Source organism: Streptomyces diacarni (assembly GCF_003323715.1).
Classification (GTDB): domain Bacteria; phylum Actinomycetota; class Actinomycetes; order Streptomycetales; family Streptomycetaceae; genus Streptomyces; species Streptomyces diacarni.
Genome location: NZ_QOIN01000057.1, coordinates 1 through 23,685, shown reverse-complemented (window position 1 = coordinate 23,685; position 23,685 = coordinate 1). Strand labels below are relative to the sequence as shown.

The following is a 23,685-nucleotide window of genomic DNA, read 5'->3' as shown; positions in this document are numbered from 1 at the left end:
TCGCTCAGCGCACCGGATACCCCGGCCACGTCGCGGCGGGGTACGGGCGGCTCAGGGCTAGGGCGGCGCTGGTGGTGGGGGGGCCGGACAGGGGGTGGTTGGCGCGGAGGGAGTGGAGGAGTTGGTGCTCGCGGGCGGCGAAGTCGGGGGCCGTGGCGCCGTTGGTGGCGCGGGAGCGGAGGAGGGCGAGTGAGGTGGCGTCGTGCTGGTAGGTGGCCAGGGTGCGGGCCGCGGCGGGGCCGTGGCTGCGGCGGGCCATCGCGCGGGCCATCGAGCGGGCCCGCATGGACGAGAGCGACCAGGGCTCCGGCTCGCTGAACCAGCCCGCCGCCGCGTACGCGGGCAGCGTCTCGCGGACGATCCGCAGCTCGTGCAGGCGTGACCAGACGGCCAGCCATGTCAGGGCGCCGAACACCGGGAGCATGAAAAGGCCGTACACGGCCAGGAACGTGTAGTTGGCGAAGGACGCCGAGCCGTTCCATATCGCGTGCAGCAGCACTGCAGTGCACCAGCCCAGCAGCGGCAGCACCGTACGCAGGACGCGGCGCCGCCGTGGCAGGGCCGCGACCATGCCGAAGGCTATGCCGGTCATCGCCGTGAACAGCGGGTGGGCGAACGGCGCGAAGATGATGCGGATGAGGAACGTGCCGGCGGTCGCCGAACCGGCCAGGCCGTCGGGGCCCAGTGCGGCGTCCTGGTCGAACGCGGTACCGAGATAGAGGATGTTCTCGGTGAAGGCGAAACCGGCCGCTGTGATGCCCGCCGCCGCTATGCCGGACACGACGCTGTCGAGGTGACGACGGCGGAAGAGGAAGAGCAGCAGGACGGCCGCCGCCTTGGTGGTCTCTTCGACGACCGGCGCGATCACGGTGGCGCCGAGGGTGTCGGCCTCGTGCGGCGAGTCGACGACGACGGAAGAGGCCAGCCAGTCGGTGGCGAAGCCGTTGGCCAGGATGGCGACCAGTGTCGCCGCGCAGGCCCCCCAGGCGAAGGCGAACAGGTGGGTGCGCCACGGCGCGGGCAGCGGTGCGCTCAGCCAGCGGAACGCGGCCAGCAGCAGTGGGACGGGGAAGAGGGCGAGTCCGAACCCGACGAGCAGGCCCGTCGTCCCCGTCTGTTCCCGTACCAGCGCGAGGATCATCAGGCCGCACAGCGTCAGCAGCACGATCAGCGCGGTGGCGCGTAGCGTCCTGCGGTGTCGTTGCCACCAGGACGGCACCGGGTGTGTCGGCACGGCGGAGTACGGGAGTCCGAGTCCGGACCCGGTCCCGACGTGGGGGGCGTACGGGGCCGGCGGCCCCTGGGCGGCGGCGTGGGGCTGTCCCGCCGGGGCGTCCTGCGGCTGGGCAGGGCGCGCCGAGGGGACGGGCGCGGGCGGGCCCGCGGGCTGCCCGGACGTCATCGGATTCGGCGGCGCGCCTGGAGCGCCGGCTGCCTCGTCATGCACGCATCGACAGTAACCAGTTTGGGTGACATGTGCTGCGGCCCTGCGGCAACGACGCAGCAACGGCGGCCCGGGTGCGCGGGACGGCGCGGACAGTCCCCCGCGGGCCGTGGCGGCCTGCTCAGCGGCGTCGGAACACCAGGTCGCGCACCGCGTGCCCCTTGGTCAGGCCCTGCCCCTCGAAACGGGTCAGCGGGCGGTGTGCGGGGCGGGGCGCGTAGCCGCCGTCGGGCCGGGTGTTCTCGTACTCGGGATGCGCGGACAGGACGTCCAGCATCTGCTCGGCGTACTCCTCCCAGTCCGTGGCGCAGTGCACGAGGGCGCCAGGACGCAGCGGCCCTGCGGCCAGGTCGAGGAACTCGGGCTGCACCAGTCGCCGCTTGTGGTGGCGGGCCTTCGGCCACGGGTCGGGGAAGTAGATCCGCAGGCCGGAGAGCGAGTCCTGGGCGAGCATCTCGCGGAGCAGGATGATGGCGTCGCCGTTGCCGACCCGCACGTTGTCCAGGCCCTGCTCGTCGGCGAGGCGGAGCAGGTTGCCCTGGCCGGGTGTGTGGACGTCGACGGCGAGGATGCCCGTGGCCGGGTCGGCGGCGGCCATCTCGGTCGTGGCCTCGCCCATGCCGAAGCCGATCTCCAAGACGATGGGCAGGTCGGGGTCGCCGAAGAGTTTGCCGAGGTCGAGCTGGCGCATCCCGTCCACGTCGAAGCCCCATCGGGGCCAGAGCTGCTCCAACGCGGTCCGCTGGCCCTTGGTGACGCGGCTGCGGCGGGGCTGGAAGCTGCGGATACGACGCTCGTGGTGCGACCCGGCGGGGTCGGGTGAGGGCCCGGCGCCGGGCGGGAACATCCGGGCCATGGGCCGGGGCTCACGCTCCGCGTGGGAGCTGTCAGAGCCCTGAGAGCCCTGGGATCCGTCGGATCCGTCGTGGGCGCCGTGGGTGGCATCGGTGGGGGTGGTATCGGCAGGGGCGGCCTCGTGGTCGAGGTCCCGGCGGGCGAGATCCTCGCGGGCGAGGCCGTCGTTCGGAGAGAAGTTTTTGCTTTCGGACACGATGCTTCGATTTTACGTGCAGCTGTACCGCGGCGGCGTCGCCCGTCGACCGGGAGGGGAGGGCCTCTTTCGCAACCGTCACCGGTCAAACCGGTGACGGTTGCGAAAAGGGTCACCGGAGGCGGCGGCCGGTGACGGGCCTGTCCGGTGTGTGGTCGACGGCGGACTGTCGGTGACCGGGCGGGGATCAGGCGTCGGCCAGTACCGCCGACGCCCGGCGGGCGATCTCTCTGCCGATCGGGAGGGAGGCCGTCGCGGCCGGCGAGGGGGCGTTGAGGACGTGGACGGTGTGCGGGCCCTCCGCGAAGAGGAAGTCGTCGACGAGGCTGCCGTCCCGCAGCACGGCTTGGGCCCGTACTCCGGCGGGCGCGGGGCGCAGGTCGGCCTCCGTCACGTCGGGCAGCATGCGCCGCACGGCGGCGGTGAAGGAGGGCCGGGAGAGGGAGCGGCGGATCTCGCCGGCGCCGTAGCGCCAGTGGCGGCGGGCTATCCGCCAGGCACCGGGGTGTGCGGCCAGTCCGGCCAGCTCGGCGGGGCGTACGGCGGACCATGTGTAGCCCTCGCGGGCGAGCGCGGGCACGGCGTTCGGGCCGACGTGCACGCCACCGTGCACTCCTCGGGTGAGGTGGACGCCGAGGAAGGGGAAGGCCGGGTCGGGCACCGGGTAGACGAGACCGCGCACCAGGTGTTCGCGCTCGTGGACCAGCTCGGCGTACTCGCCGCGGAAGGGGAAGATCCTGGCGTGCGGGGTGTCTCCGGCGAGGCGGGCGATGCTGTCGCAGTGGAGTCCGGCGCAGTTGACGAGTGCGCGTGCCCGCAGCACTGTCCCGTCCGCGGTCCGTACGGCGACGCCGCGGCCCGGGCGGCGGTCGATCACCGTGACCTGTCCGGCGGCGCCGTACCGCACTTCGGCGTCCGCGTCGCGCACCAGGCGGGCGAGATGCCGGGTGACGGCCAGGTAGTCGCACACACCCGTCGTGCCGACGTGGATGGCGGCCAAGCCCCGCACATGGGGCTCGTGTGCGGAAATCTGGGCCGGGCCGAGTTCCCTGACGGGGATGCCGTGCTGGCGGCCGCGCTGGATGAGGGCGTGCAGCCGGGGGAGTTCCTCGTGTTCGGTGGCGACGATCAGCTTGCCGGTGACCTCGTGCGGAATCCCGTGCTCCGCGCAGAACTTGACCATCTCGGCAGCGCCCCGCAGCGCGAACCGCGCCTTGAGCGAGCCGGGCGGGTAGTAGATGCCGCTGTGGATCACCCCGCTGTTCCGCCCCGTCTGGTGCCGGGCCGGGCCCGGTTCCTTCTCCAGGACGGTGACCCGGGTTCCGGGCGCTCGGCGGGTGAGGGCGTAGGCGGTGGACAGCCCGACGACGCCGGCGCCGATCACCAGCACGTCGCAGTCGAGCCGGCCGGCGCCCTTGCCGACGGCTGAGCGGTCGAGTCTTCTGGACGTCGAGGTCACGCCCACCATCATGAACCCCACACCTGACAGCTCGCTGCGGCACCCGTCACCCCGACGATCAAGAGATCCCTCCCGGTTCCTCTCCGGCCCCCGGCCGCCCCGCGCTCCGCAGCGCGCGCACCCGTCGAGCAGGCGGCCGACCGAGCAAGGCCGTGACCGAGCAAGGCCGTGACCGAGCAAGGCGGTGGCCGAGCAAGGCCGTGACCGAGCATGGCGGCCTGCCGAGCAGGGCGGGCGGCGCTCGTGCGACTGCGTCGCTCACTCAACGGAGCTGATGGCCGCGATCACGCAGGGGCCATCAGCAGCGGCCGGGCCCTCTCGCGCAGTTCGGCGACGCGCGGCTCGTCCCCGTACGGCTCCAGGCGGTGCAGCAGGTCGCGCACGTACTCCGTCGTACGGGCGGAGGAGATGCGCCCGGCGACCTCCACGGCGCGCGTACCGGCCGCGCAGGCGGCGTCGAGGTTGCCGGACTCGAGCTCCGCGACCGCCGAGACGACCAGGCGCAGCCCGTGCGAGCGCACGAACTCCTCCTTCGGCTGCGACAGCGCCTTCTCCGTGAAGCGGCGCACCTGGCGCGGTGCCTTCAGGTCGCGGTAGCACTCGGCGGCGTCCGCCGCGAGGCGGTCGTAGGAGTAGAAGTCCAGCCAGGAGGGGTCCGGGTCGCCTTCCCTGGAGCGCTCCAGCCAGCTCTCGGCCGCGGCCAGCGCGGCGGCGCACGCCTGTGCGTCGTTGGCCTTGGCGTGGGCGCGTGCCTCGACGAGTTGGAAGAAGCTCATTGTGCGGGCCGTCGCCAGCCCGCGGTTGCGCTCCAGAGCGGCCTGGGCGAGGTCGACGCCCTCGTCGGCGAAGCCGCGGTAGGTGGCCTGGAGCGACATGGAGGCGAGTACGTAGCCGCCCAACGGGACGTCGGCGGCGGCACGGGCGAGCCGCAGCGCCTGGATGTAGTAGCGCTGGGCCGCCTCCTGCTGGCCGGTGTCGAAGGCCATCCAGCCGGCCAGTCGGGTCAGTTCGGCGGTGGCACCGAAGAGGGAGCGTCCGACCTCGTCGGTGTAGGCGCCCAGCAGCAGGGGCGCGGCGTCCACCCGCAGGCACTCGGGGACCATGGACGAACGCCAGTCCCCGCCGCCGTACTTGGAGTCCCACCGGCGGGCCTCGTCCGCGGCCTCGCGCAGCTTGGAGACGTCGGTGTGTCCGACGCGCAGCGGCGCAGTGGCGCCCTCCTGGTCGGCGCCTGACCCGTGTCCGTTTCCCGGCCCCGAGTCGACCGCGGTGAGGGCGCCGTTCGCCGCGTCCGTTCTGGTGACCTCCGTTCTGGACCCGTCGGCAGCGGACGGGGCCACCCCCTCGAGCAGTTCGATATGGCGGGCGACCGAACTGTCGGCCGGGGTTATGAGCCAGCGCGAGGCGGGGGTGGCGTAAGCGCTGACCGCGAACGATCCGGCGAGGGACTGCCAGATGCTGCCGCCACCGCGCCGGCCGGCCAGGTCGAGCCGGTAGAGATCGGTGGCCGACTTGACGGCGGCCCCCACGTCGCGCGGGAAGGCGAGGCCGACCTCCGGGGTCGGGTCGGCGTCCGCGAGGCCGATCTCGTGCAGCGGCACCGGACGGCCGAGCTTGCTGCCGATGGCAGCGGCGATCAAGTGGGGCGCCGCTCCTTGCGGCACCATCCCCTTCGATACCCAGCGGGCCACCGACGTCTTGTCGTACCGGAGCGTGAGGCCCCGTTGGGCGCCGAGGTCGTTGACCCGTCGGGCGAGTCCGGCGTTGCTGATCCCTGCGAGGGCGAGGACGGTGCCGAGTTTCTCATTCGGCCCGCGTGACTCCCTGGACATGCGCACCCCTGACCACACCGACGACCGCCCCGCGGCTGACGCGGGGCCCCCTCCCGTCACTGCGCACTGCGCGGCGCGGAAAGCACTGCCAACACAGCGTAGTTCGCTGCATGCCCACCGTTAAGGGGTGTCAGGGGGGATGGCGGGATCTCTCTCCGTACGCGTGTACGTGCAGGGGTCACGTGCCACCCTCAGCGTGCCCCCGGTCGAGCGGCCGGAATCGTACGCGCCCACCGCCGGTCCGGGTGGTTTCGTGGCGCCGTTTCCCGTGCACCGGCCGTGTGGCCGTGCGCCCGCCCATGCGCCTGCCCTGCCTGCGAGGTCAGCGGTTCCATGGGAGCCGCGTGGGTCGGCCCGCTGCACAGGATCAGTGGGCTGGGGGAACACCGCCGTCCCATTCCCCGCGGGCGGCGGTCCGGGCCGGAAGGCGCGCATGTGCCTTCCGGCCCGGCCGACTCGCCCCCCGTCCGGCCTCGGTGCCGGCTTTCTCTCTCTGCGCTCGCCCTCTGGACCGCTGCGTTCGCCCTCTCGCCCGCGGTGCGGAGCGCCCTTCCACCGCTCGGACAGGCGCAACGACTGCTCGGACAGGCGCATCGTCCGCTCGGACAGCCGCGCAGTTTCTTCCGGCTCCCTGCCGGGACGGTCGCCTGCTCAGCGGGGGTCCACATGCGTGTGCCCCTGTGCCTCCGTGCCCGGCGTACGCGACGGTGCCGCGCGCTCGGCGTGCACGCCTGTCGCGCGTGACCACCGGCGGCACCCGCCCCTCCCGCCGCCATCCGTGCGCCGCCCGTCCGGTGTTGCGTCGCGAGTGCGCCGCGGGGCGTCAAGGCGGCGGCCGTCGTGGTCGGTCGTACGGGCAGATTTGGCCGAATGACATCGGTCGCGTGTGCGGTGCCGGAGGCCGACGCCAGAGGAATATGCGCGCGCGGAGTCCGATCAGCGGGCCGGCACGGGGGCGCGGGAGGACGGAAGAAAAGCCGCGTACTCCACTGAGGTATGCGCCCCTTACACGCCTCCCGTGCGCCACTTACGTGGCACCATAGCCGCAACGGCAGCGGTCTCAGGGCGACGCACACCCGTCCCCCCAGGGGCCGCACGGGGCGGCGGACGCCGGCGGGAGTGCCGGCAAGTGACGTGAAGGCAGGCGGCGATGCGCTGGTTGGTGGGGTGGAGCAGCGCCGCGGCAGCGCCTCAGGGCCGTCGCGGCGGCTCCCGGGCCACCACGAACGGGACCCGCGCGTCCACCGGTTCGAGCGGCCCGTACGACCACGGCCCGTACGACTCCCGCGGCGCGTACGACGCCTACGACCCGTACGACTCCTTCGGCCGCTACGGTCACGCCCCGCACACCGCGCACGTGCCCGACGGCGGTGACGGCATCCTGCAGCCCGTCGGTGCGCAGGTGGTGTGGGGTGACCCGGACCCGCTGTGGGCGGTCGGGGACTGGCGGCCCGACGAGATCCGGGTGGTGGAGGCCCAGCCGGGCAGCCGGCTCGCGGTGTTCGGCTGCTGCGGCGCCAGCGACGACGAACTGCGCCTCGGACTGATCGCCGCGCGAGGCGGAGCGTTTCGTCACCTGACCGCGTGGCCCGGCAGCTACACGGCCGTCGCCTGCGTCGGGCGCCGGCTCACCGTCGCCGCCGACCTGGCCGGTGTGCGGCCCGTTTTCCACACACCGTGGGCGGGCGGTACCGCGTACGCGACGGCCGCGCTGCCGCTCGCCGACCTGGTCGAGGCGGAGCTCGACTTCGGTCACCTCGCCGCGCTGCTCGCCTGCCCCGACGCCCCCGAGGCGCTGGGCGACGGCACCCCCTACCGGGGGGTCAGCCGGGTGCCGCCGGGGCACGCGCTGATCGTGCGGGACGGCGGCAGCCGGGAGATCGCCGGGTACGAATCGTCCACGTCCCTGGTCGTCGGCGCGCCGCCCGTCGACCCGGAGGCGGCCGTCGCGGGCGTCAGGGACGCGCTGGTGAACGCTGTCCGCGCCCGCCTGACCGCGCCCCGCCACGCGTCCGAACACGACACCGACGTACGGGATCCGGGCCCCGTCCCCGGCATGGGCCCGGCCGACCGGCAGCGGGCGCGCGGCGGACCCGCGCCCGGCGTCGGCGCCGACCTGTCCGGCGGGCCCGCCTCCGGCACCCTCGCGCTGCTCGCCGCCGGCCTGCCCGGCACCCCCGGCACGGTCTTCGGTTCCGGTGCGGCGGGCGCGGGCGAGCGGCTGCTGGCCGTCACCTTCAACGACCTCACCACGGGAACGGGCACCGCACACCGCGGCCCCCGCGACCGACGCCCCCACGACCCCGCGGACGCCGGGGACCACACCGCCGAACTGGAGCGGGCGCACGCCATCGCCCAGAACCCGCGGCTGCGCCACCTCGTGGTCACCGGCGGCGAGGAGACGCTGCCGTACGCGGACCTGACCGCAGGTCCGCTCACGGACGAGCCGGGACCCTCTCTCGTCGCGGCCGAACGCCACCGCAGCCGTCTCACGTCGGGCAGCGCGGACCACTTCGTCGGCGCCGGGGCCCGGCAGGTCCTCGACGCGCACCCCGCCCGCCTGGCCGACCTGCTGCTGGACCGGCGCCGCCGCCACCTCGTCCGCCCTGTCGCCGCGCTGGCCCGCGCGGAGGGGCAACGGGGAGAGGGCCAGGTGGCGGGGCGTTCGCTGCTGGTGCCCGTCACCGTCTACCGGGCAGCGCGCAGGCTGGCCCGTACGCCCTACAGGGAAGGGGTGGAGCAGACGGCGGCACTGCTGCGGGACGGCGGGTTCACGGCGTCCGCGTTCGAGCCCTATCCGGACGGCGGGGAGAGCGCCGTGGACGCCTCGGTGGCCGCGCTCACCTGGTGCCGCCCGGGACCGGCGGCCCGCTGGCTGACGGGGGAGGCGCTCGCGGAGGTCTCCCTGCGCCTGGAGTCAGCGGCCCAGGCGCGCCCGACCGTGGAGAGGCCCGGGGAGCGACGGGCCCGCGCCGCCCTCGCCCGGTCCGCCGCCGACCACCGCGTCCTCGAACAGGCCGCCGAGATCCGCAACCAGCGGCTGCACGCCCCCTACTTCGACAACCAGGTCGTGCGCGCCGCCCGGGAGCTCCCCGACGCGCTGCGCGTACGCCCCGGAGCGCGCGCGTCCGTCCTGCGCGCCGCACTCGCCGGGGCGGGCGTCCACGATGTTCCGCCCGGCTGGGGCGCCCCCACGCAGGCCACGCACCACGCGGCCCTCCGCGCGGGCATACGCCTCGCTTCCGAGCGGCTGCTCGAACTGTTCCAGGCACCGCTGCTCGCCGAGGCCGGGCTGGTCGAGGCCCGCGTCGTACGGCAGGCCGTCCAACGGGTGGCCCGAGGCGAACCGCTCCCCGCGGAGGGCATCGCCGACCTGGCCGCCATGGAACTGTGGCTGAGCCGCCTGCTCGCCCGCCGCGGCACCTGCTGGACCGGCGCCGCGGCACCCCGCCACCGCGCCGCGGCGGCGGGCGTCCACCCCGACGCCCGCCACGAACGCAGCCTGCCGCCCACGCCCAGGTGACGGACGGGCCTCCGCCCCGCTCCACCCCCGCTCCGCCCCCTTTCACACCAACCGAAAAAAGGACGCGGACATGACGGCACCGACAGGGACAATAGGCATGTGCGCTATCTGATCCTGGGGGCGAGCGAGGCCCGCGACGACGCCGGGCGTCCCGTCCCGCTCGGCGGGCAGCGCCTGCGCGCGCTGCTCGCCGCCCTCGCGCTGCGCGCCCACAGCCGCGCACCCGCCTCACCCCAGGCGCTCATCGACGACGTGTGGGCCGACGCGTACCCCGACGCCCTGCCGGAGGACGCGCCGGCCGCGCTGCAGGCGCTGGTGGGAAGGTTGCGCCGGGCCCTGGGGAGGGACGCCGTCGAATCGCTCACCGGCGGGTACCGGCTGCGACTCGACCCCGAGCGCGACGAGGTCGATCTCCTCCGCTTCGAACGCCTCGCCACCGAGGGGGAGCGCGCACTGGAGGAGGGCGACGCGGAGCGGGCCGCGCGGATACTCCGCGAAGCTCTCGCTCTGTGGCGCGGCCCCGCGCTGGCCGACCTGCCCGACCGCGTCGCCGTCGCCGCCCGCATGGAGGCCCTGCGGCACGCGGCGCTCCAACGGCGCCTCGCCGCCGATCTCGCCCTGGGCCACGCCGCGCGTGTCCTGCCCGAACTCCGCCAGCTGGCACCGGAACACCCACTCGACGAACCGCTCCAGGTCCTCCACCTCAGAGCCTTGCACGAGAGCGGCCGCACGGCGGAGGCGCTGGCCGGTTACGAATCCGTACGTAGAGGGATAGCGTCCCGCCTCGGCGCCGACCCGGGAGCGGAGTTGCGTGCACTCCACGCGGAACTCCTCCGGGCGAGCACCCCGTCGGGCACGGACACGTCGTCCACGCCTGCCCCTGTTCCCGTCCCCGGCCCCGTCCCCGTCCCTGGCCCTGGCCCTGGCCCTGGCCCTGGCCCTGTCTCCGACGAGGGCACTTCCGGCACGGGCCGGTCCGTCCGGACGGCGCGGACCGGTGAGACCCGCACACCGGTGCCGGCACCGGGGGACCGGGCGGCACCGGGGGACCGGGCGGCCCCCGAGGGCGACCACGCGCACCCGCTCCCGCCACCTCCGGGCCGTGACGCACACCCGCCCCCGCCGGAGAGTGAGGCCGAGCCCGCCCCCACGCGCGGCGCGAGACGCACACCGACGGCGGATGGCGCGAAGCCGACACCGGGCGGCGGGAGACCGACGCCCACCTCGGAGGGGCAGGCGCCCATCCCGGAGGGGCACACGCCCACCGTGGAGGGACAAACACCCCTCCCCGAGGGGCGGGGCCCGGCGCGCCCACCGGGCAACCTCCGGGCACGGCTGACCAGCTTCGTCGGCCGCGAGACGGACATCGCCACCCTCAGCGCCGACCTCGCGGCCTCCCGGCTGGTGACGCTGACCGGCCCCGGCGGCTCCGGCAAGACGCGGCTCGCCGAGCAGGTGGCCGCCACGACGGGGGCGGCCGATCCGACTCCGCACCCCGACGGCACGTGGTTCGTGGAGTTGGCGCCGCTCGACCATCCCACCGCCGTGCCGGGTGCCGTCCTCAGCGCGCTCGGCCGCCGGGTGACCGCGCTGTCCACCGCCGCCACGGAGGGCGCCCGTGCGCTCAATGGTCAGCAGGACGCGACGGCGCTGCTGGTCGAGCACTTGCAGCACCGCACCCCGCTGCTGGTGCTCGACAACTGCGAACACGTCGTTCACGCCGCCGCGACGCTCGCCGAGACGCTTCTCGCCCACTGCCCCGGGCTGACCGTGCTGGCCACCAGCCGCGAACCCCTCGGTGTGCCGGGGGAGGCCGTGCGTCCGGTCGAGCCGCTGCCGCCCGCGCCCGCACACCGCCTCTTCGCGGACCGTGCCGCCGCGGCGCGTCCCGGTTTCCGTCCGAGTGAGGACGCGGAGGCCGTGGCGGAGATCTGCCGCAGGCTCGACGGCCTGCCCCTCGCGATCGAACTGGCGGCCGCACGGCTCCGCTCGCTCACTCCGCGTCAGATCGCGGACCGTCTCGACGACCGCTTCCGCTTGCTGACCAGCGGCAGCCGTACCGTGCTGCCCCGCCAGCAGACGCTGCGGGCCGTCGTGGACTGGTCCTGGGACCTGCTGGACGAGCGCGAGCGCACCACCGTCCGCCGGCTGTCCGTCTTCGCGGGCGGCTGCACCCTCTCCGCCGCCGAACACGTGTGCGCGGACGAGTCGCCGCCGGCGCCCGGCCCGCCACCGAGTGGGCACATTCACCCGGACGACGTACTCGACCTGCTCTCCGCCCTGGTCGACAAGTCGATCCTCGTCGCCGACCAGCCCCCCGCCCTGACCGGCACCGGCGTGCGCTACCGCATGCTGGAGACGATCCACGACTACGCCCGCGAACGCGCCGCCGAACACCCCGAGGAGCGCGACGAGGCCGAGGCCCGGCACACCGCCCAGATCCTCCGCTTCGCCACCGCCGCCGAACCCCGCATCCGCTCGGCCGAACAGCTCTCCTGGCTGCCCCGCGTCGAAGCCGACCTCGACAACATCCGCGCGGCTCTCCACCGCTCCCTGTACCAGCGCGACCACGAGACCGTCGTGGCACTCGTCCGCGCGGCCGGCTGGTTCTGGTGGCTGCGCAACTTCCGTGACGAGGGAGCCCGCTGGGTCGAGGCCGCCCTCACCCTGCTGCCGACCTCGCCCGAGCGACGGGGCGCCGAGAGGCGGGGCGCCGAGAGGCGGGATGACGGGAAGCGGGAGGACGAGAGGCGGGACGAGGACGATGGCGAGGACGAGAACGAGGAGCTGCTGGTCCGCGAACTCCAGCTCCTCGACTACTTCCTGCTGTCGGAACACCGCACCCAGGAACTGGTCACAGAGCCGTATCACCGCGCCGTCGCGGCGCAGCTGGTCGCCACCTTCCGCGAGCCCGGCCCGGCCTCCGCACGCTTCCCCGGAATGCTCTGGCCCTTCGCAGGCTTCCTCCTGGAAGGCGGCCAGGGCGTCGCACCCCTCATGCGTGAGCTCGTCGCGAACTGCCGCCGCTACAGCGGCCCCTGGGAACTCGCCGTCGCGCTGCTCTTCCGCGCCCACATCCGCCTCGACACCCCCGGCGGCCTCCCGCGCCTGAAGGAAGACCTCCCAGAGATCAGCGCCCTCGCCGAAAGCACCGGCGACCGCTGGCTGCTCAGCCAGCTGTGCGGCCTGCGCGCCGAGATCGCCATTCAGGAGGGCTGCTACGAGGACGCCCGCGCCGAGTGCGAGACGGCCATGCGCTACGCGCAGCAGCTCGGCGCCCTCACCGAGATGCCGGTACTCCTCGTGCGCATCGCCGACATCTGGTACCGCCAGGGCGACACGAAGCAGGCCGACCAGCTCGCCCAGCGCGCCCTGGAAGACGGCGACCGCCTCGGCGTCCGCGACGCACCGACCCTCGCCGTCTTCGTCCGCGCCATGGCCGCCGTGGAGGAAGACGACATCGCACGCGCCCGCGAGCTGTACCGGCAAGCCGAGAAATACGCCTCCGTCGGGAGCCTGCCCGCCGTCTTCGAGGTTCCGCTCCGCGTACTCGACGCCCGCATCACAGCGTGCGAGGGCGACGAGCTGATCCCCGAAGCCCTCCGCAAGATCAACGCCGCCCTCCACGCCGGACTGGCGGTGGCCGTCCCCGAGACGGTCACCGGCAACGCCCTGCTGACCGCCGGCTTCATTCTGCTCCGGGCCGGTCGGTCCGCCCTCGCCGTCCAGCTTGCCGACGCGGCCGGCGCGACGCGTGGGGACCTGCCCGCGAGCGTCCCCGAACTGCGCCTCGACGGCACCATCCGCGCCTACTCCGCCGGTGCGGCCGCCGACGCTTCCGGCGCCGACCCCGACGGCACGTCCGACGCCGATCCCGACGGCACGTCCGTCCCCGACTCCGACGGCGCTTCCGACGACGGCCGCGACGGTGCCTTCGACGACGGGCCCGAGGCCGCCGGTGCGCCCCTCACCCTCGCCGAGGCGGCGGCCCGTCTCGACAAGCTGTGCGACCAACTCGCCGCCGAGTCAGGCGCCCCTCCGACGGGCTGACGCTCCACCACCAGCCGCACCGTCCGCTCCCCCGTCGTGGACTCGAGGACGACGCCGCGGTCCGTGACGCGGATGAGGTGCCGTTCAGCCGGCTCCGGCGCAGGAGGAGAGGGCCGGGCCGGGGGAGAAGACGGAGGCGGGGGCGTAGGCGGCTCGGGGTCCGGGCTCCGCGGGGGCTCCGGCTCAGGCGGGGACGGTCGCGGGGCCGGACGCCGTACGGGAGCCGCCTCCGGGGCCGGGCGCCGGGGCACGGCCCGTACGGGATCCGGCCCGGGAGCCGGTGGCCGCCCCGTCGGCTCCCGTGGCTCCGGGCGGGATTCGGGCGGCGCGGGACCGGGCTTCCGAGGCGGCTGGTCCGGCGCCGCGTGCGGCGGCGAGGGACGAGCCCGCGGCTTCTCGACCGGCTCGTCCCCGCCGGTCAACGCATAGGCGAGCACCGCACCCGCCGCCGCGGCCACGCCCAGACCGATGCCGACCTTCGCCGGCGCCCCGAGTCCCTCCGACGCCGCACCACCCGACGCCGCGCCACCGGCCGCGGCCCCTCCCGCCGCCGCACCACCACCGAGCAGCGCGGCGAACGCCTTCGCCCCGCCGGCCGTACCGAACCAGCCGACGAGCGCGACCGGCAGCACCAGCCTGATGTGCTCGTTGAGGTCCTTCACCTCCGAAGCCGCCTGGCTGCAGGCCGGACACTCCTCCAGGTGCCGGGCGAGCCCCCGCTCGGCCCGCATCCGCAGCCCACCGCGCGCGTACGCGCCCAGCCGGTCCGCGTACCGCGCACACTCCCCGCCCTGCGTCAGCGCCTGACTGACGTGCGCCTGCAGATACGCCTGCTTGAGGTGCTCCCGCGCCCGGTGCGCCGCCGTCGCCACCGCGCCGCGCGACGTGCCCAGCAGCACCGCCACGTCCTGCGGCCTGCCGCCCTCGACCGCCGTGTGCCACAGCAGCATCCGGTCGTGCTCCGACAGGCTTTCGAACGCGCGCACCACCAGCGTCTGCTCCGCCTTGTGCATGGCCTGCACGTCGGCGCCCAGATCCAGCGTGTCCACGTCCCGCGCCGCCGAGGCGGCGGCCGCCGACTGCACGAACACCGCGAAGTCGTCCACCAGCCGCTCCCGCCGCCGCGTCCGCGTCCACGCCGCGGCGACGTGCCGTACGGACGTGAGCAGGTACGCGCGCACCGCGGTTCTGGGCCCCTTGCCGCCGCGGACCGCCTGCAGGGTGCGCGCGAAGACCTCACCGGTCAGGTCCTCCGCGGTGTCCGCGTCCCGGCAGCACGTGCGGGCGTAGCGCCGCACGGGCTCGGCGTGCCGCCGGTACAGCTCCTCGTACGCCCCGTCGTCCCCCTTCCGCATCCGCGACAGCAGCTCCGCGTCCGACGCCCCACCGAGCGTCCCGCCGCTGCCCGCCCCGTGGACCCCACGCGGGGCCCCGGGTTTCTGGTCCACGCCGCGTGGCCCGCTCGGCGCCGCGGCCTTGTCCGCGCCGCGGCGTCCGGTCAGTGCCGTGCCCTTCCCCGCGCCGGGCGGCCCGTCGGGGGCGTTGGTTCGCTCCGTACGGTGGGGGCTGCGCGGTCGACCGGCTCTGTCCGCGTCGTGGCGTCCACGCTGTTCGGGGACCTGAGGCGAAGCCGACTGCTGCGGCGGGACCTGCGGGTCGGGATCTGAGCGGGAGCCCGTCTCCGTCTCCTGCTCCGAGCCCCCCGACGCTCCCGTCACCGCCGACGCTTCCGGCTCCCCGGACGCAGGCGACTCCCGGGACGCTTCCGGCTCCCCGGACGCACGCGGTTCCTCCGACGCTTCCGGCTCCCCCGACGCTTCCAGCTTTCCCGGTGCCTCCGGCTCCTCGGGTCCCTCCGGCTCCCGCTGCTCGTCACCAGCCATAGCCGTGACTTCCGTGCACACCCTGCCTGCGGAACATCGCGTCAGCGTGGCACAGCGGTGCCGATGGGGAAGCCGACAAGCTGACGAATCACCCCGCCCGGTGGCCCCTCGCACGTGTGCTCGACGACCGGCCGCGAGGCACCGACCCGGCAAAGCGCTCGCTCACACCGTGCCTCCCACGTGCACTCGGCAAGAGCAGCGCCCGCATGAGGTTCCGAGCGAGCACGCCAACCCACCCAAGGCGCCCCTTGGGAAGCACGCCGCCGAAGGCGCCCCTCGGGAAGAGCCGTTCAGCACGGCCCCCTCGGTACCGCTCAGTGCGTGGCGCGCGAGCGCAGCCCTTCGAGCAGGATGTCGAGGAGCCGGGTGGAGGCCGCTGCCTGATGGGCGGCGTCAGGCAGCGAGGGCGCGGCCGTCGCTATCACCAGCAGAACGTCGCCCACCGTCACGTCCGGCCGGAGTTCGCCGGCCTCCCGGGCTCGCTCGACCAACTGGCCGACGACCTGGAGAAGCTCGACCGCGCCCGGATCCTCCTCCAGCCCCTCGTAACCCACCTCCTGTGCCACGACGGTGGGCGCGGTGCGCTCCACCAGCCGCAGATCCGGCGGTGTGCTTCCGTCCAGTCGCGCGTCCCCGGCGAACTCGGCCTGGGCCGGCGGGCGCTGTGCCGGTACGCGAGGTGCGCTGTCCGTCGCCCAGCCGTCCGCGCGCAGTATCCGTGGCGGCAGCAGCCGTCCGGCACCGGAGGCGACGGAGGTGCGCAGGAAACGGGAGAGCGCCGACCAGGGCTCGTCCTCCTGCCCCAGCGCCGACCGCGCCTGTTCCGTCAGCCGGGCCGTCTCCTCCTCGGCGATCCGCCTCACCAGGACGTCCTTGCTGGGGAAACGGCGGTATACCGTCCCCACCCCGACCCTGGCTCGACGGGCGACGTCCTCCATCGGTGCGCCGTAACCCAGCTCTCCGAAGACCTCGCGGGCCGCGCGCAGCACGTGCTCGAGGTTGCGCTGGGCGTCCACGCGCAGCGGGGCCGTGCGTGGAGTGGCGGCGGCCGCCTGGGCGACGCCTGAGGGGCTCGCGGCGGCGGCGTTGGTGCTGATCGGGCCCTCCGGCACGGCGGAAACGGCCGCCGCGGTGGCATGAGACCCGTGCATACCCTGAATGTGCATATTCGTTCCCCCGGTAAATCCCTGTCTCCCCCCGGAGACCCCCGCGTTCGCGGGGACGGGCTGCGACACATTGGTCCACACGTCGCACCCGCTCTGGGATACGAACATAGTTGAGCCCAGGTCGTGAGAGAAGAGGGCGTTGCCGCGCGGCCTTTCGCCTTCCCCGGCCACGACCGCTTTTCCGCGCCGGCCACCGGCCCACGCGCCCCCTCTTCTTCCCCGGTGACCTGCGTGAACGAAAATCCGCAAGAGATCGGGACACCGGTGAGCGCCCGGCGCACAGCAGTCATACGAATCGTGTGACCTGTGGACAAACGAGGGACTGAGGGTGCGTCATGGTCGAGTGACGAAGGCCACGAAGGACTCTGCGGACCCCACACGCATCCTCGTCGTCGGCGGAGGTTACGTCGGCATGTACACGGCGCTGCGCCTTCAGCGGAAGCTGAAGCAGCGGCTCAGCGAGGCGCCGCGCCCTACCCCTGCCTCTGCCTCTGCCCCCACTCTTGATCCGACGCTGCCTGCTGCGTCTCCGTCACAGCCCCCCTCCCGGTCCCACCCGCTGCCCCACCCCCCGTCCCCGCGCCTGTCCCCGTTTCCGCTGCCGTCCGCCTCGGGAATCACGATCACGATCCTCGATCCCGACCCCTACATGACGTACCAGCCGTTCCTGCCGGAGGCCGCCGCCGGTTCGATCTCGCCGCGTCATGTCGTCGTCCCCCTGCGCCGCGTTCTGCCGCGCTGTCAGGTCATCGTCGGTGAGGCGCGCAGCATCGACCACGAGCGCCGGGTCGCGCACATCACCACCCTCGCCACCGCGGAGGCCGATGCCGCGCGTGCCGCACAGGCAGGCCCGGGTCTCGGGCACGAGCCGTCCACCCTCGAACTCCCCTACACCGAACTGGTGCTGGCACCCGGCTCGGTCTCCCGGACTCTCCCGGTGCCGGGGCTGGCCGAGCACGGCGTCGGGTTCAAGACCGTCGAGGAGGCCATCGGGCTGCGCAACCACGTGCTCGAACAGCTCGACATCGCCTCCTCCACCCGCGACCCGGACGTCCGCGACGCGGCCCTCACCTTCGTCTTCGTCGGCGGCGGTTACGCGGGGGTGGAGGCGCTGGCGGAGCTGGAGGACATGGCCCGCTACGCCTGCCGCTACTACCACAACATCGACCCCGACGACCTGCGCTTCCTCCTGGTGGAGGCCAGCGACCGCATCCTGCCGGAGGTGGGCGAGGAGATGGGCGGATACGCGCTGCGCGAGCTGCGCGCCCGCAACATCGACGTCCGTCTCGGCACGCGCCTCGACTCCTGCGAGGGGCGTGTCGCCGCTCTCAGCGACGGATCCCGTCACCCCACGCGCACTCTCGTGTGGACGGCGGGCGTCAAACCGCATCCCCTCCTGGCGCGTACAGGCCTGCCCCTCACCTCCCGCGGCAGACTCAGGTGCGAGACGACTCTCCGCGTCACCGGCACGGAGCACGCCTGGGCGGCAGGCGACGCGGCAGCCGTACCCGACCTGACGGCGATGGACGAGGCCAGAAGGGCGGCGCACAAGGGCGCCGCAAATGAGGCGCCCGACGAGACCGGTGACAGGGCGCACGACGACACCGTCAGCAGAGCGGCCCTCAGCGGTGTGGCAGGCGCTCCACGCGCCGCGGGAGACGGTGCCGGACCACCCCTCTGCGCGCCCAACGCCCAGCACGCCGTGCGCCAGGCACGCTGCCTCGCGGACAACGTCGCCGCTGTGCTCGAAGGGGCGGAGCCCACTGAGTACCGGCACGCGTACGCCGGCTCGGTCGCCTCCCTCGGACTGCACAAGGGCGTCGCGCACGTGTACGGACGGAAGTTCAAGGGCTACCCTGCCTGGTTCATGCACCGCGCGTACCACCTCAGCCGCGTGCCGACCTTCAACAGAAAGGCCCGCGTGCTGGCCGAATGGGTGCTCTCCGGGCTGTTCAAACGGGAGATCGTCTCGTTGGGCTCCCTGGAGCACCCGCGCGCCGAGTTCGAGATGGCGGCAGGCACCGTACGGCGGCCCGACAAGGACTGACCCTTGCCGGAGCAGCACCGGCAGCACCGAAAAGCACCGGGGTCGCCGCGTCGCAAGTGGCCGCCGCACAGCGGCGTCTGACGAATGTCGGCGCGGTGCGCCACACTGGACGTGTGACCATGGGTGGGCCCGCGTCTGCGAAGAGTGATCCCTGAGCGGCCCCCGAGCGAACACCGCGAACCACATGAGGAATCGGACGACGTGAACTTCACGCGCTGGAGCGCCCGACTGCCCGGCACACAGCGGCGGACCGCCGCCGCCCAGGCGGCGATAAAGGCGCGAGCGCAGTCGTCCGGCCCCGCGCACGCCGACCGTTCCGAGAGCGACAGCGAGGGCGACCGGGAGAGCCACGGAGACGAGGGCCACGGAGACGGAGGCTCCGATGCGTCCGGAGGGACGGGCGCGGAGGCTGAAGGGACGGGCGGAGACGAGGGCGGTGCGCGAGGATCCCGCAGCGACTCGGAACCGGGCCTCCACGCGGACGTGCGCTCGGGCGGGTACGCGGGCGCCCATGTGGCCACGCAATCGCCGCCGGCGGACACGGAGCCGTATCCCCGGGACACGACAGCGGGCGGCGACGCCCGTGCGGACGTGAGCACGCGTACGCGTGCGCAAGGGAGCGCCGAAACGCCCACGGGACCGGGCCGGCAGCCGGCCCCGGACACGCGTGCGGCGGAGACCCCCACCGTCCCCGGCGCCCGCGGCCGTCCCCGCTCCGAGACGGACCCGCTCTCTGCGAGGGGGGACACGGGGGCGCCGAAGGCCAGGGGCGGCACTCGGCCGCCACGGCAGCGCGGCGGCATCGACACGCTGCCCGTGCACGACCTGCTGGGCCAGGTCCCCGCGTTGGCCGCGATCGTCCACGGACCGGAGCACCGCATCGCGTTCGTCAACGACGCGTATACCCGGGTCTTCGGCCCGCGCCCCACCGGGGCAGCGGCGCGCGAGGCGCTGCCCGAACTGGTCGAGCTCGGACTGCTCCCCCTGATGGACCAGGTACGGCGCAGCGGCACGCCCCGTACGGTCAAGTCCCGCAGGGTCCAGCAGCGTCAGACGGGGACGACGTCCGGCGTTCCGGCGGGATGCTCCGGCGGGTCCAAGGGAGGCCCGACCGGTCCCAAGGGAGCCGCGGCAGGTGGCGCCAAGGGAGCCACGCGCCAGGAATCCAGGCGCCGTACGGGTCACTACTACACGTTCACCTGCACACCCATCACGACCTCGGACGACAGCGGGGTGCTGATCTTCGCCGCCGAGGTGACCGACCAGGTCGAGGCCGTCGAACGCCTGCGCGCCAGCGAGCGCCGGCAGCGGGAAGCCGCCGTCACCCTCCAGCGGAGCCTGCTGCCCCAAGAACTCGAACAGCCCGACGACCTGCGGGTGGCGGCCACGTACCAGCCGGGCGGCACGGACGCCGCCGTCGGAGGTGACTGGTACGACGTGATCACGTTGGGCGCCGGTCGCACCGCGCTCGTCATCGGGGACGTCATGGGGCGCGGTGTCAGGGCCGCCGCCGTGATGGGCCAGCTCCGTACGGCTGTGCGGGCCTACGCGCGGTTGGATCTGCCGCCGCACGAGGTGCTGCAACTCCTCGACGACCTCGCCGCCGAGATCGACGCCACCCAGATCGCCACCTGCGTCTACGCGGTCCACGACCCCAGCGAGGGCCACCTCAGCTACGCGTCCGCCGGCCATGTGCCCGTCCTCGTACGCGATCCGGACGGCACCGTCCGACGCGCCACCGACCACACGGGGCCGCCCCTGGGGACCGGTGGCTGGCTGCACACCTCGGGCAGCGTGCCGCTGCCGCCGGGCGCGGCCGCCGTTCTCTACACCGACGGTCTGATCGAACGCCGGGACGCCGACATCGACGAGGGCGTGGCAGCGCTGGAAGCCGCGTTCGCCGGCGCGACCGGGTCGCCCGACATCGTCTGCGACCGTCTGCTGCGCGCCCTGGGCATCACCGAGGACCACGACGACGACGTGGCCGTCCTCGTCTGCCAGCACCCCGAGCGCACCGGCACGGACGCCGAGCTGTTCCACAACGCGGCGCTCGACCTGCTCGGCGGCACGGAGGCCGCCCCCCGCGCCCGCGCCTTCGCCTCCGGCGTGCTGGCCTCCTGGCGTTTTCCGGTGGAGCTCCGCGACCTGGGCGTGCTGGCCGCCAGCGAACTCGTCGCCAACTCCCTCCAGCACGGCACCCCGCCGATGCGGCTGCGGCTCCGCCGTACGGACCGCCGTCTGATCGTCGAGGTCACCGACGGCGACGATCACCTGCCCCGGCGCCGGCGCGCCGAACCGGGTGACGAGTCGGGGCGGGGCATCTCGATCGTCGCGACGATCGCGTCCTCGTGGGGATGCCGCAGAACGCCCGGGGGCGGCAAGTCGGTGTGGTGCGAGTTCGCTCTCCCGAGCACCTGACAGGACCGGAACGAGTCCCGCCCCTCCGGTCGGGGAAGGGGCGGGGCCACCTGGCTGGGCAGGGGGCGCGGCGGCCGGGCGGACAGCCGCCCGGAGCACGGTCACACGGCGCTGGGCACCCGCCCACCCGCACCGCCGGACGACACCGCACCGCCGGGCGCCGCCGCGTCCGTTGACAGCACGGCACTCTCGGACAGCACGCCACTGCCCGACAGCACCGCGGTCTCGGGCGGCAGGGCGCCTTGTGCCGACGTCGCGACCGCACCCTCCGGCACCTCCTCGCCGCTGCCGGAGGGAGAGCCGCCGCGCGCGACGACGACCGACCCCGGCCGGTCGACCCGCTCGGGCAGCCTCCGGCCCAGCAGGAAGGCGAGCCCGACGACGCCGAGGCAGCACAGCACCAGCATGACGATGTACGTCGACCAGGCGCCGGCCGCGGCGATCGCCCCGCCCACGGCGGGTCCGACGGCGAGAGCGAGCTGCTTGACCAGGGCGAAAGCCGAGTTGTACTGGCCCACGAGCCGAGCGGGCGCCAGGTCGGCAACCATCGGGGCGACCGTCGGCGAGAGCATCGTCTCGCCGACGCCGAACAGGGCGTACGTACCGATGAGGAGCGCGGTCGCCACGGCCTGCGCCCCGTGCACGAGCCCGGACGCCCCCGCGGCCAACCACGCGACGGTCCAGATGGCGCCCACCAGAGCGACCACCCGGCTGCGCCTGCGCCCGTCCACCAGCCGCAGGACGACGAACTGCGCGAGCACGATCATCGCCGTGTTCGCCGCCAACGCCGTCCCCAGCGTCGCGGTGGAGATGTGGGTGACCTCGACGGCGTACGCGGACAGCCCCGACTCGAACTGGCCGTAGCACGCGAAGAAGATCACGAACCCCAGGACGCCGAGCAGCACCATCGGACGGTCCCGCAGGAGCACGCCCCACCCGGAGCCCCGCGCGGCACCGGAACCGGCACCGGACGCGGCACCCGCGCCGGAGCCGGCTGCCGCCTCGGCGGGCCGAGCCACCCTGACCGTCACCAGGACGGCGAGCAGGACGAGGAACATCGTCGCCTCGATGGAGAACAGCAGGGTGAAGCTCGCCGGGACGTGCTCGTTCACGAGCATGCCGCCGAGCAGCCCGCCGACGCCCAGCCCGAGGTTGTTGAGGAAGAACTGGGTGGCGAAGGCCCGCGACCGCGTACCCGGTGTCGAGCACCAGACGATCATCGTCGCGAGCGCCGGCTGGAGTACGGCGATGCCCGCGCCCATCACGGCCGAGGCGGCCAGTACGGCGGGCGCGGTGGTCGACAACCCGAATCCCAGGGCACCGAGGGCGGCCGAGACCGCCCCGATGACGACCATCACGAGAGGTCCGCTCCGGTCGATCACGCGGCCCGTGAAGGGCAGCACGATCAGCGCGGCCGCGGCGAACGCGGCGAGCACCGCACCCGCGGTGCCGTCACCGAGATCGCGCACCCGCGCGACGTACACGAAGAGGAATGGCACCGTGAAGCCGTTGCCGAAAGCTGCCAGCGCGTTACCGAGCTGGATCCGCCGCAGCGCGGCGGCCATCGCCGTGGTCACACTCACCTGCCTAGATAGAGAAGGGGATGGGGGGAGGACGGGTGCCGAGCCCGCAGAGTTCGAAGCTAAAGTTCGACACTAAAGAATACACAGGGCAACCGTTTAGGGCGAACGAGTTGCCATGGGACACTGGCCACATGCCGGACCGACAACCGACCCTCGACGAGCAGATCGCGATCTACCAACGCGAGTACCGCGACCTTGACCCCCAGGTGGAGAAGGTGGTCAACGCGCTGAGCCGGCTGGACCGCCGCATGAACGTCGCCTACGGCCGCCAGCTCGCCACCCTTGGACTCAGCAGCCCCGAGTGGGAGGTGCTCAAGGAGCTCGTCATGGCCGGCAGCCCATATCAACTGTGGCCCGGCACCATCGCCAAGCGCCTCGGTCTCACCCCGGCCGCCATGACCCACCGCATCGACCGCATGTTCGGCCAGGACCTCGTCACCCGCGAGCGCGACCCCGACAACCGCGTCCGCGTCATCATCGGACTCACCGACACCGGCCGGGAGAAGTGGCTGGAGGTCATGCGCAAGGCCTCGGTCTTCGAAGAGGACCTCCTCCAGGACCTCTCCACGACGGAGCGCACCCAACTCGGCGACATGCTCACCCGCCTCCTGCGCCGCGTCGAGCACGCCCAGCACGACGCGAGCGGCCGACTCACCGACCTCGACTGACGGCCTCGACCGGCCCCGTCGGAAGGACGTCGACCGGTGCCACGGTGGACGGAGGCGGCGGGCTCGGCGGACGGACGCGACCAGCCACGAGTGGCCGGCCACGGTGGCCAAGCCGGGGTCGCCTCCACGGGAGTTGAGGGGGCACCGGCCCTGGTTGACAGTACGACCAGTGCTCCGTAAGGTTCATCGGGTTGCCGCAAAGCCGTCCTGGTTTCGCGGCGACTCTCTTCGCCACTCCGGCGGGTACCACTTCGAGAGCACGCTCTTCCCTTCGCAGGGGTTTCTTCGGCATGCCGAATTTCTTCTGCGGCCGGCTCAATTTGGAGCCGGAGGGAAAAGGCTCTAAAGTAGAGACCAGCCGGAAGGCGCCCCGCCGACAGGGGAATCCGATTCGGAAGAACGGCACCGGAAACGGGCCGGGAAACGGATCTGATAGAGTCGGAGACACCGAAAGGGCAAACGTCCGGAGAAACCCGTGAGACGGTTTTGAAGGAAGCGTCCGTTCCTTGAGAACTCAACAGCGTGCCAAAAGTCAACGCCAGATATGTTGATACCCCGACC

Annotated in this window: 11 protein-coding genes and 1 pseudogene; 5 read left to right on the top strand and 7 right to left on the bottom strand. The window is 73.6% G+C overall.

All coding sequences use genetic code 11. From position 1 onward, the window contains the following. Nucleotides 1–4: 4 nt before the first annotated feature. From DTL70_RS28000 to DTL70_RS27985, 4 genes are all read right to left on the bottom strand, one after another. Nucleotides 5–1,447, bottom strand: a complete 1,443-nt coding sequence (locus DTL70_RS28000; protein WP_245979885.1) for a PrsW family intramembrane metalloprotease — start codon at nt 1,445–1,447, stop codon at nt 5–7. Between the two features lie 118 nt (nt 1,448–1,565). After that, nucleotides 1,566–2,495, bottom strand: a complete 930-nt coding sequence (trmB, locus tag DTL70_RS27995) for a tRNA (guanosine(46)-N7)-methyltransferase TrmB (RefSeq protein ID WP_245979882.1) — start codon at nt 2,493–2,495, stop codon at nt 1,566–1,568. A 187-nt stretch (nt 2,496–2,682) separates the two neighbouring features. After that, nucleotides 2,683–3,966, bottom strand: a complete 1,284-nt coding sequence (gene lhgO, locus DTL70_RS27990) for an L-2-hydroxyglutarate oxidase (protein ID WP_114024835.1) — start codon at nt 3,964–3,966, stop codon at nt 2,683–2,685. A gap of 272 nt (nt 3,967–4,238) precedes the next feature. Beyond that, the gene (locus tag DTL70_RS27985) at nt 4,239–5,786 is read right to left on the bottom strand and encodes an NsdA family TPR-like regulatory protein (RefSeq protein WP_114024804.1); all 1,548 of its coding nucleotides are present in this window, start codon (nt 5,784–5,786) and stop codon (nt 4,239–4,241) included. A gap of 1,150 nt (nt 5,787–6,936) precedes the next feature. On the opposite strand from DTL70_RS27985, the gene DTL70_RS27975 reads away from it, so the two are divergent. Beyond that, nucleotides 6,937–9,309, top strand: a complete 2,373-nt coding sequence (locus DTL70_RS27975) for an asparagine synthase-related protein (RefSeq protein ID WP_245979879.1) — start codon at nt 6,937–6,939, stop codon at nt 9,307–9,309. A gap of 99 nt (nt 9,310–9,408) precedes the next feature. Then, nucleotides 9,409–13,359, top strand: coding sequence for an AfsR/SARP family transcriptional regulator (locus tag DTL70_RS27970; protein WP_114024802.1), 3,951 nt, complete (start codon nt 9,409–9,411; stop codon nt 13,357–13,359). An 839-nt stretch (nt 13,360–14,198) separates the two neighbouring features. Here DTL70_RS27970 and DTL70_RS35185 read toward each other — a convergent pair. Further along, nucleotides 14,199–14,714: pseudogene (locus DTL70_RS35185) on the bottom strand (RNA polymerase sigma factor); the annotation flags it as partial. Nucleotides 14,715–15,556: 842 nt separating this feature from the next. Beyond that, a complete protein-coding gene (locus DTL70_RS27960) occupies nt 15,557–16,393 on the bottom strand; it encodes a TetR/AcrR family transcriptional regulator (RefSeq protein WP_245979878.1) in 837 nt (278 codons plus the stop codon). A 427-nt stretch (nt 16,394–16,820) separates the two neighbouring features. On the opposite strand from DTL70_RS27960, the gene DTL70_RS27955 reads away from it, so the two are divergent. Next, entirely contained in the window at nt 16,821–18,455 is a 1,635-nt protein-coding gene (locus DTL70_RS27955) for an NAD(P)/FAD-dependent oxidoreductase (protein WP_245979899.1), read from the top strand. A gap of 201 nt (nt 18,456–18,656) precedes the next feature. Continuing rightward, the gene (locus DTL70_RS27950) at nt 18,657–20,873 is read left to right on the top strand and encodes an ATP-binding SpoIIE family protein phosphatase (protein ID WP_425470415.1); all 2,217 of its coding nucleotides are present in this window, start codon (nt 18,657–18,659) and stop codon (nt 20,871–20,873) included. Between the two features lie 101 nt (nt 20,874–20,974). Here the strand turns inward: DTL70_RS27950 and DTL70_RS27945 are convergent, their stop codons facing one another. Then, complete coding sequence (locus tag DTL70_RS27945; protein WP_114024799.1) at nt 20,975–22,438, bottom strand: MFS transporter; 1,464 nt, start codon at nt 22,436–22,438, stop codon at nt 20,975–20,977. A 149-nt stretch (nt 22,439–22,587) separates the two neighbouring features. Between DTL70_RS27945 and DTL70_RS27940 the strand changes: the two genes are divergently transcribed. Further along, a complete protein-coding gene (locus DTL70_RS27940; protein WP_114024798.1) occupies nt 22,588–23,124 on the top strand; it encodes a MarR family winged helix-turn-helix transcriptional regulator in 537 nt (178 codons plus the stop codon). The last annotated feature ends 561 nt before the right edge of the window (nt 23,125–23,685 follow it).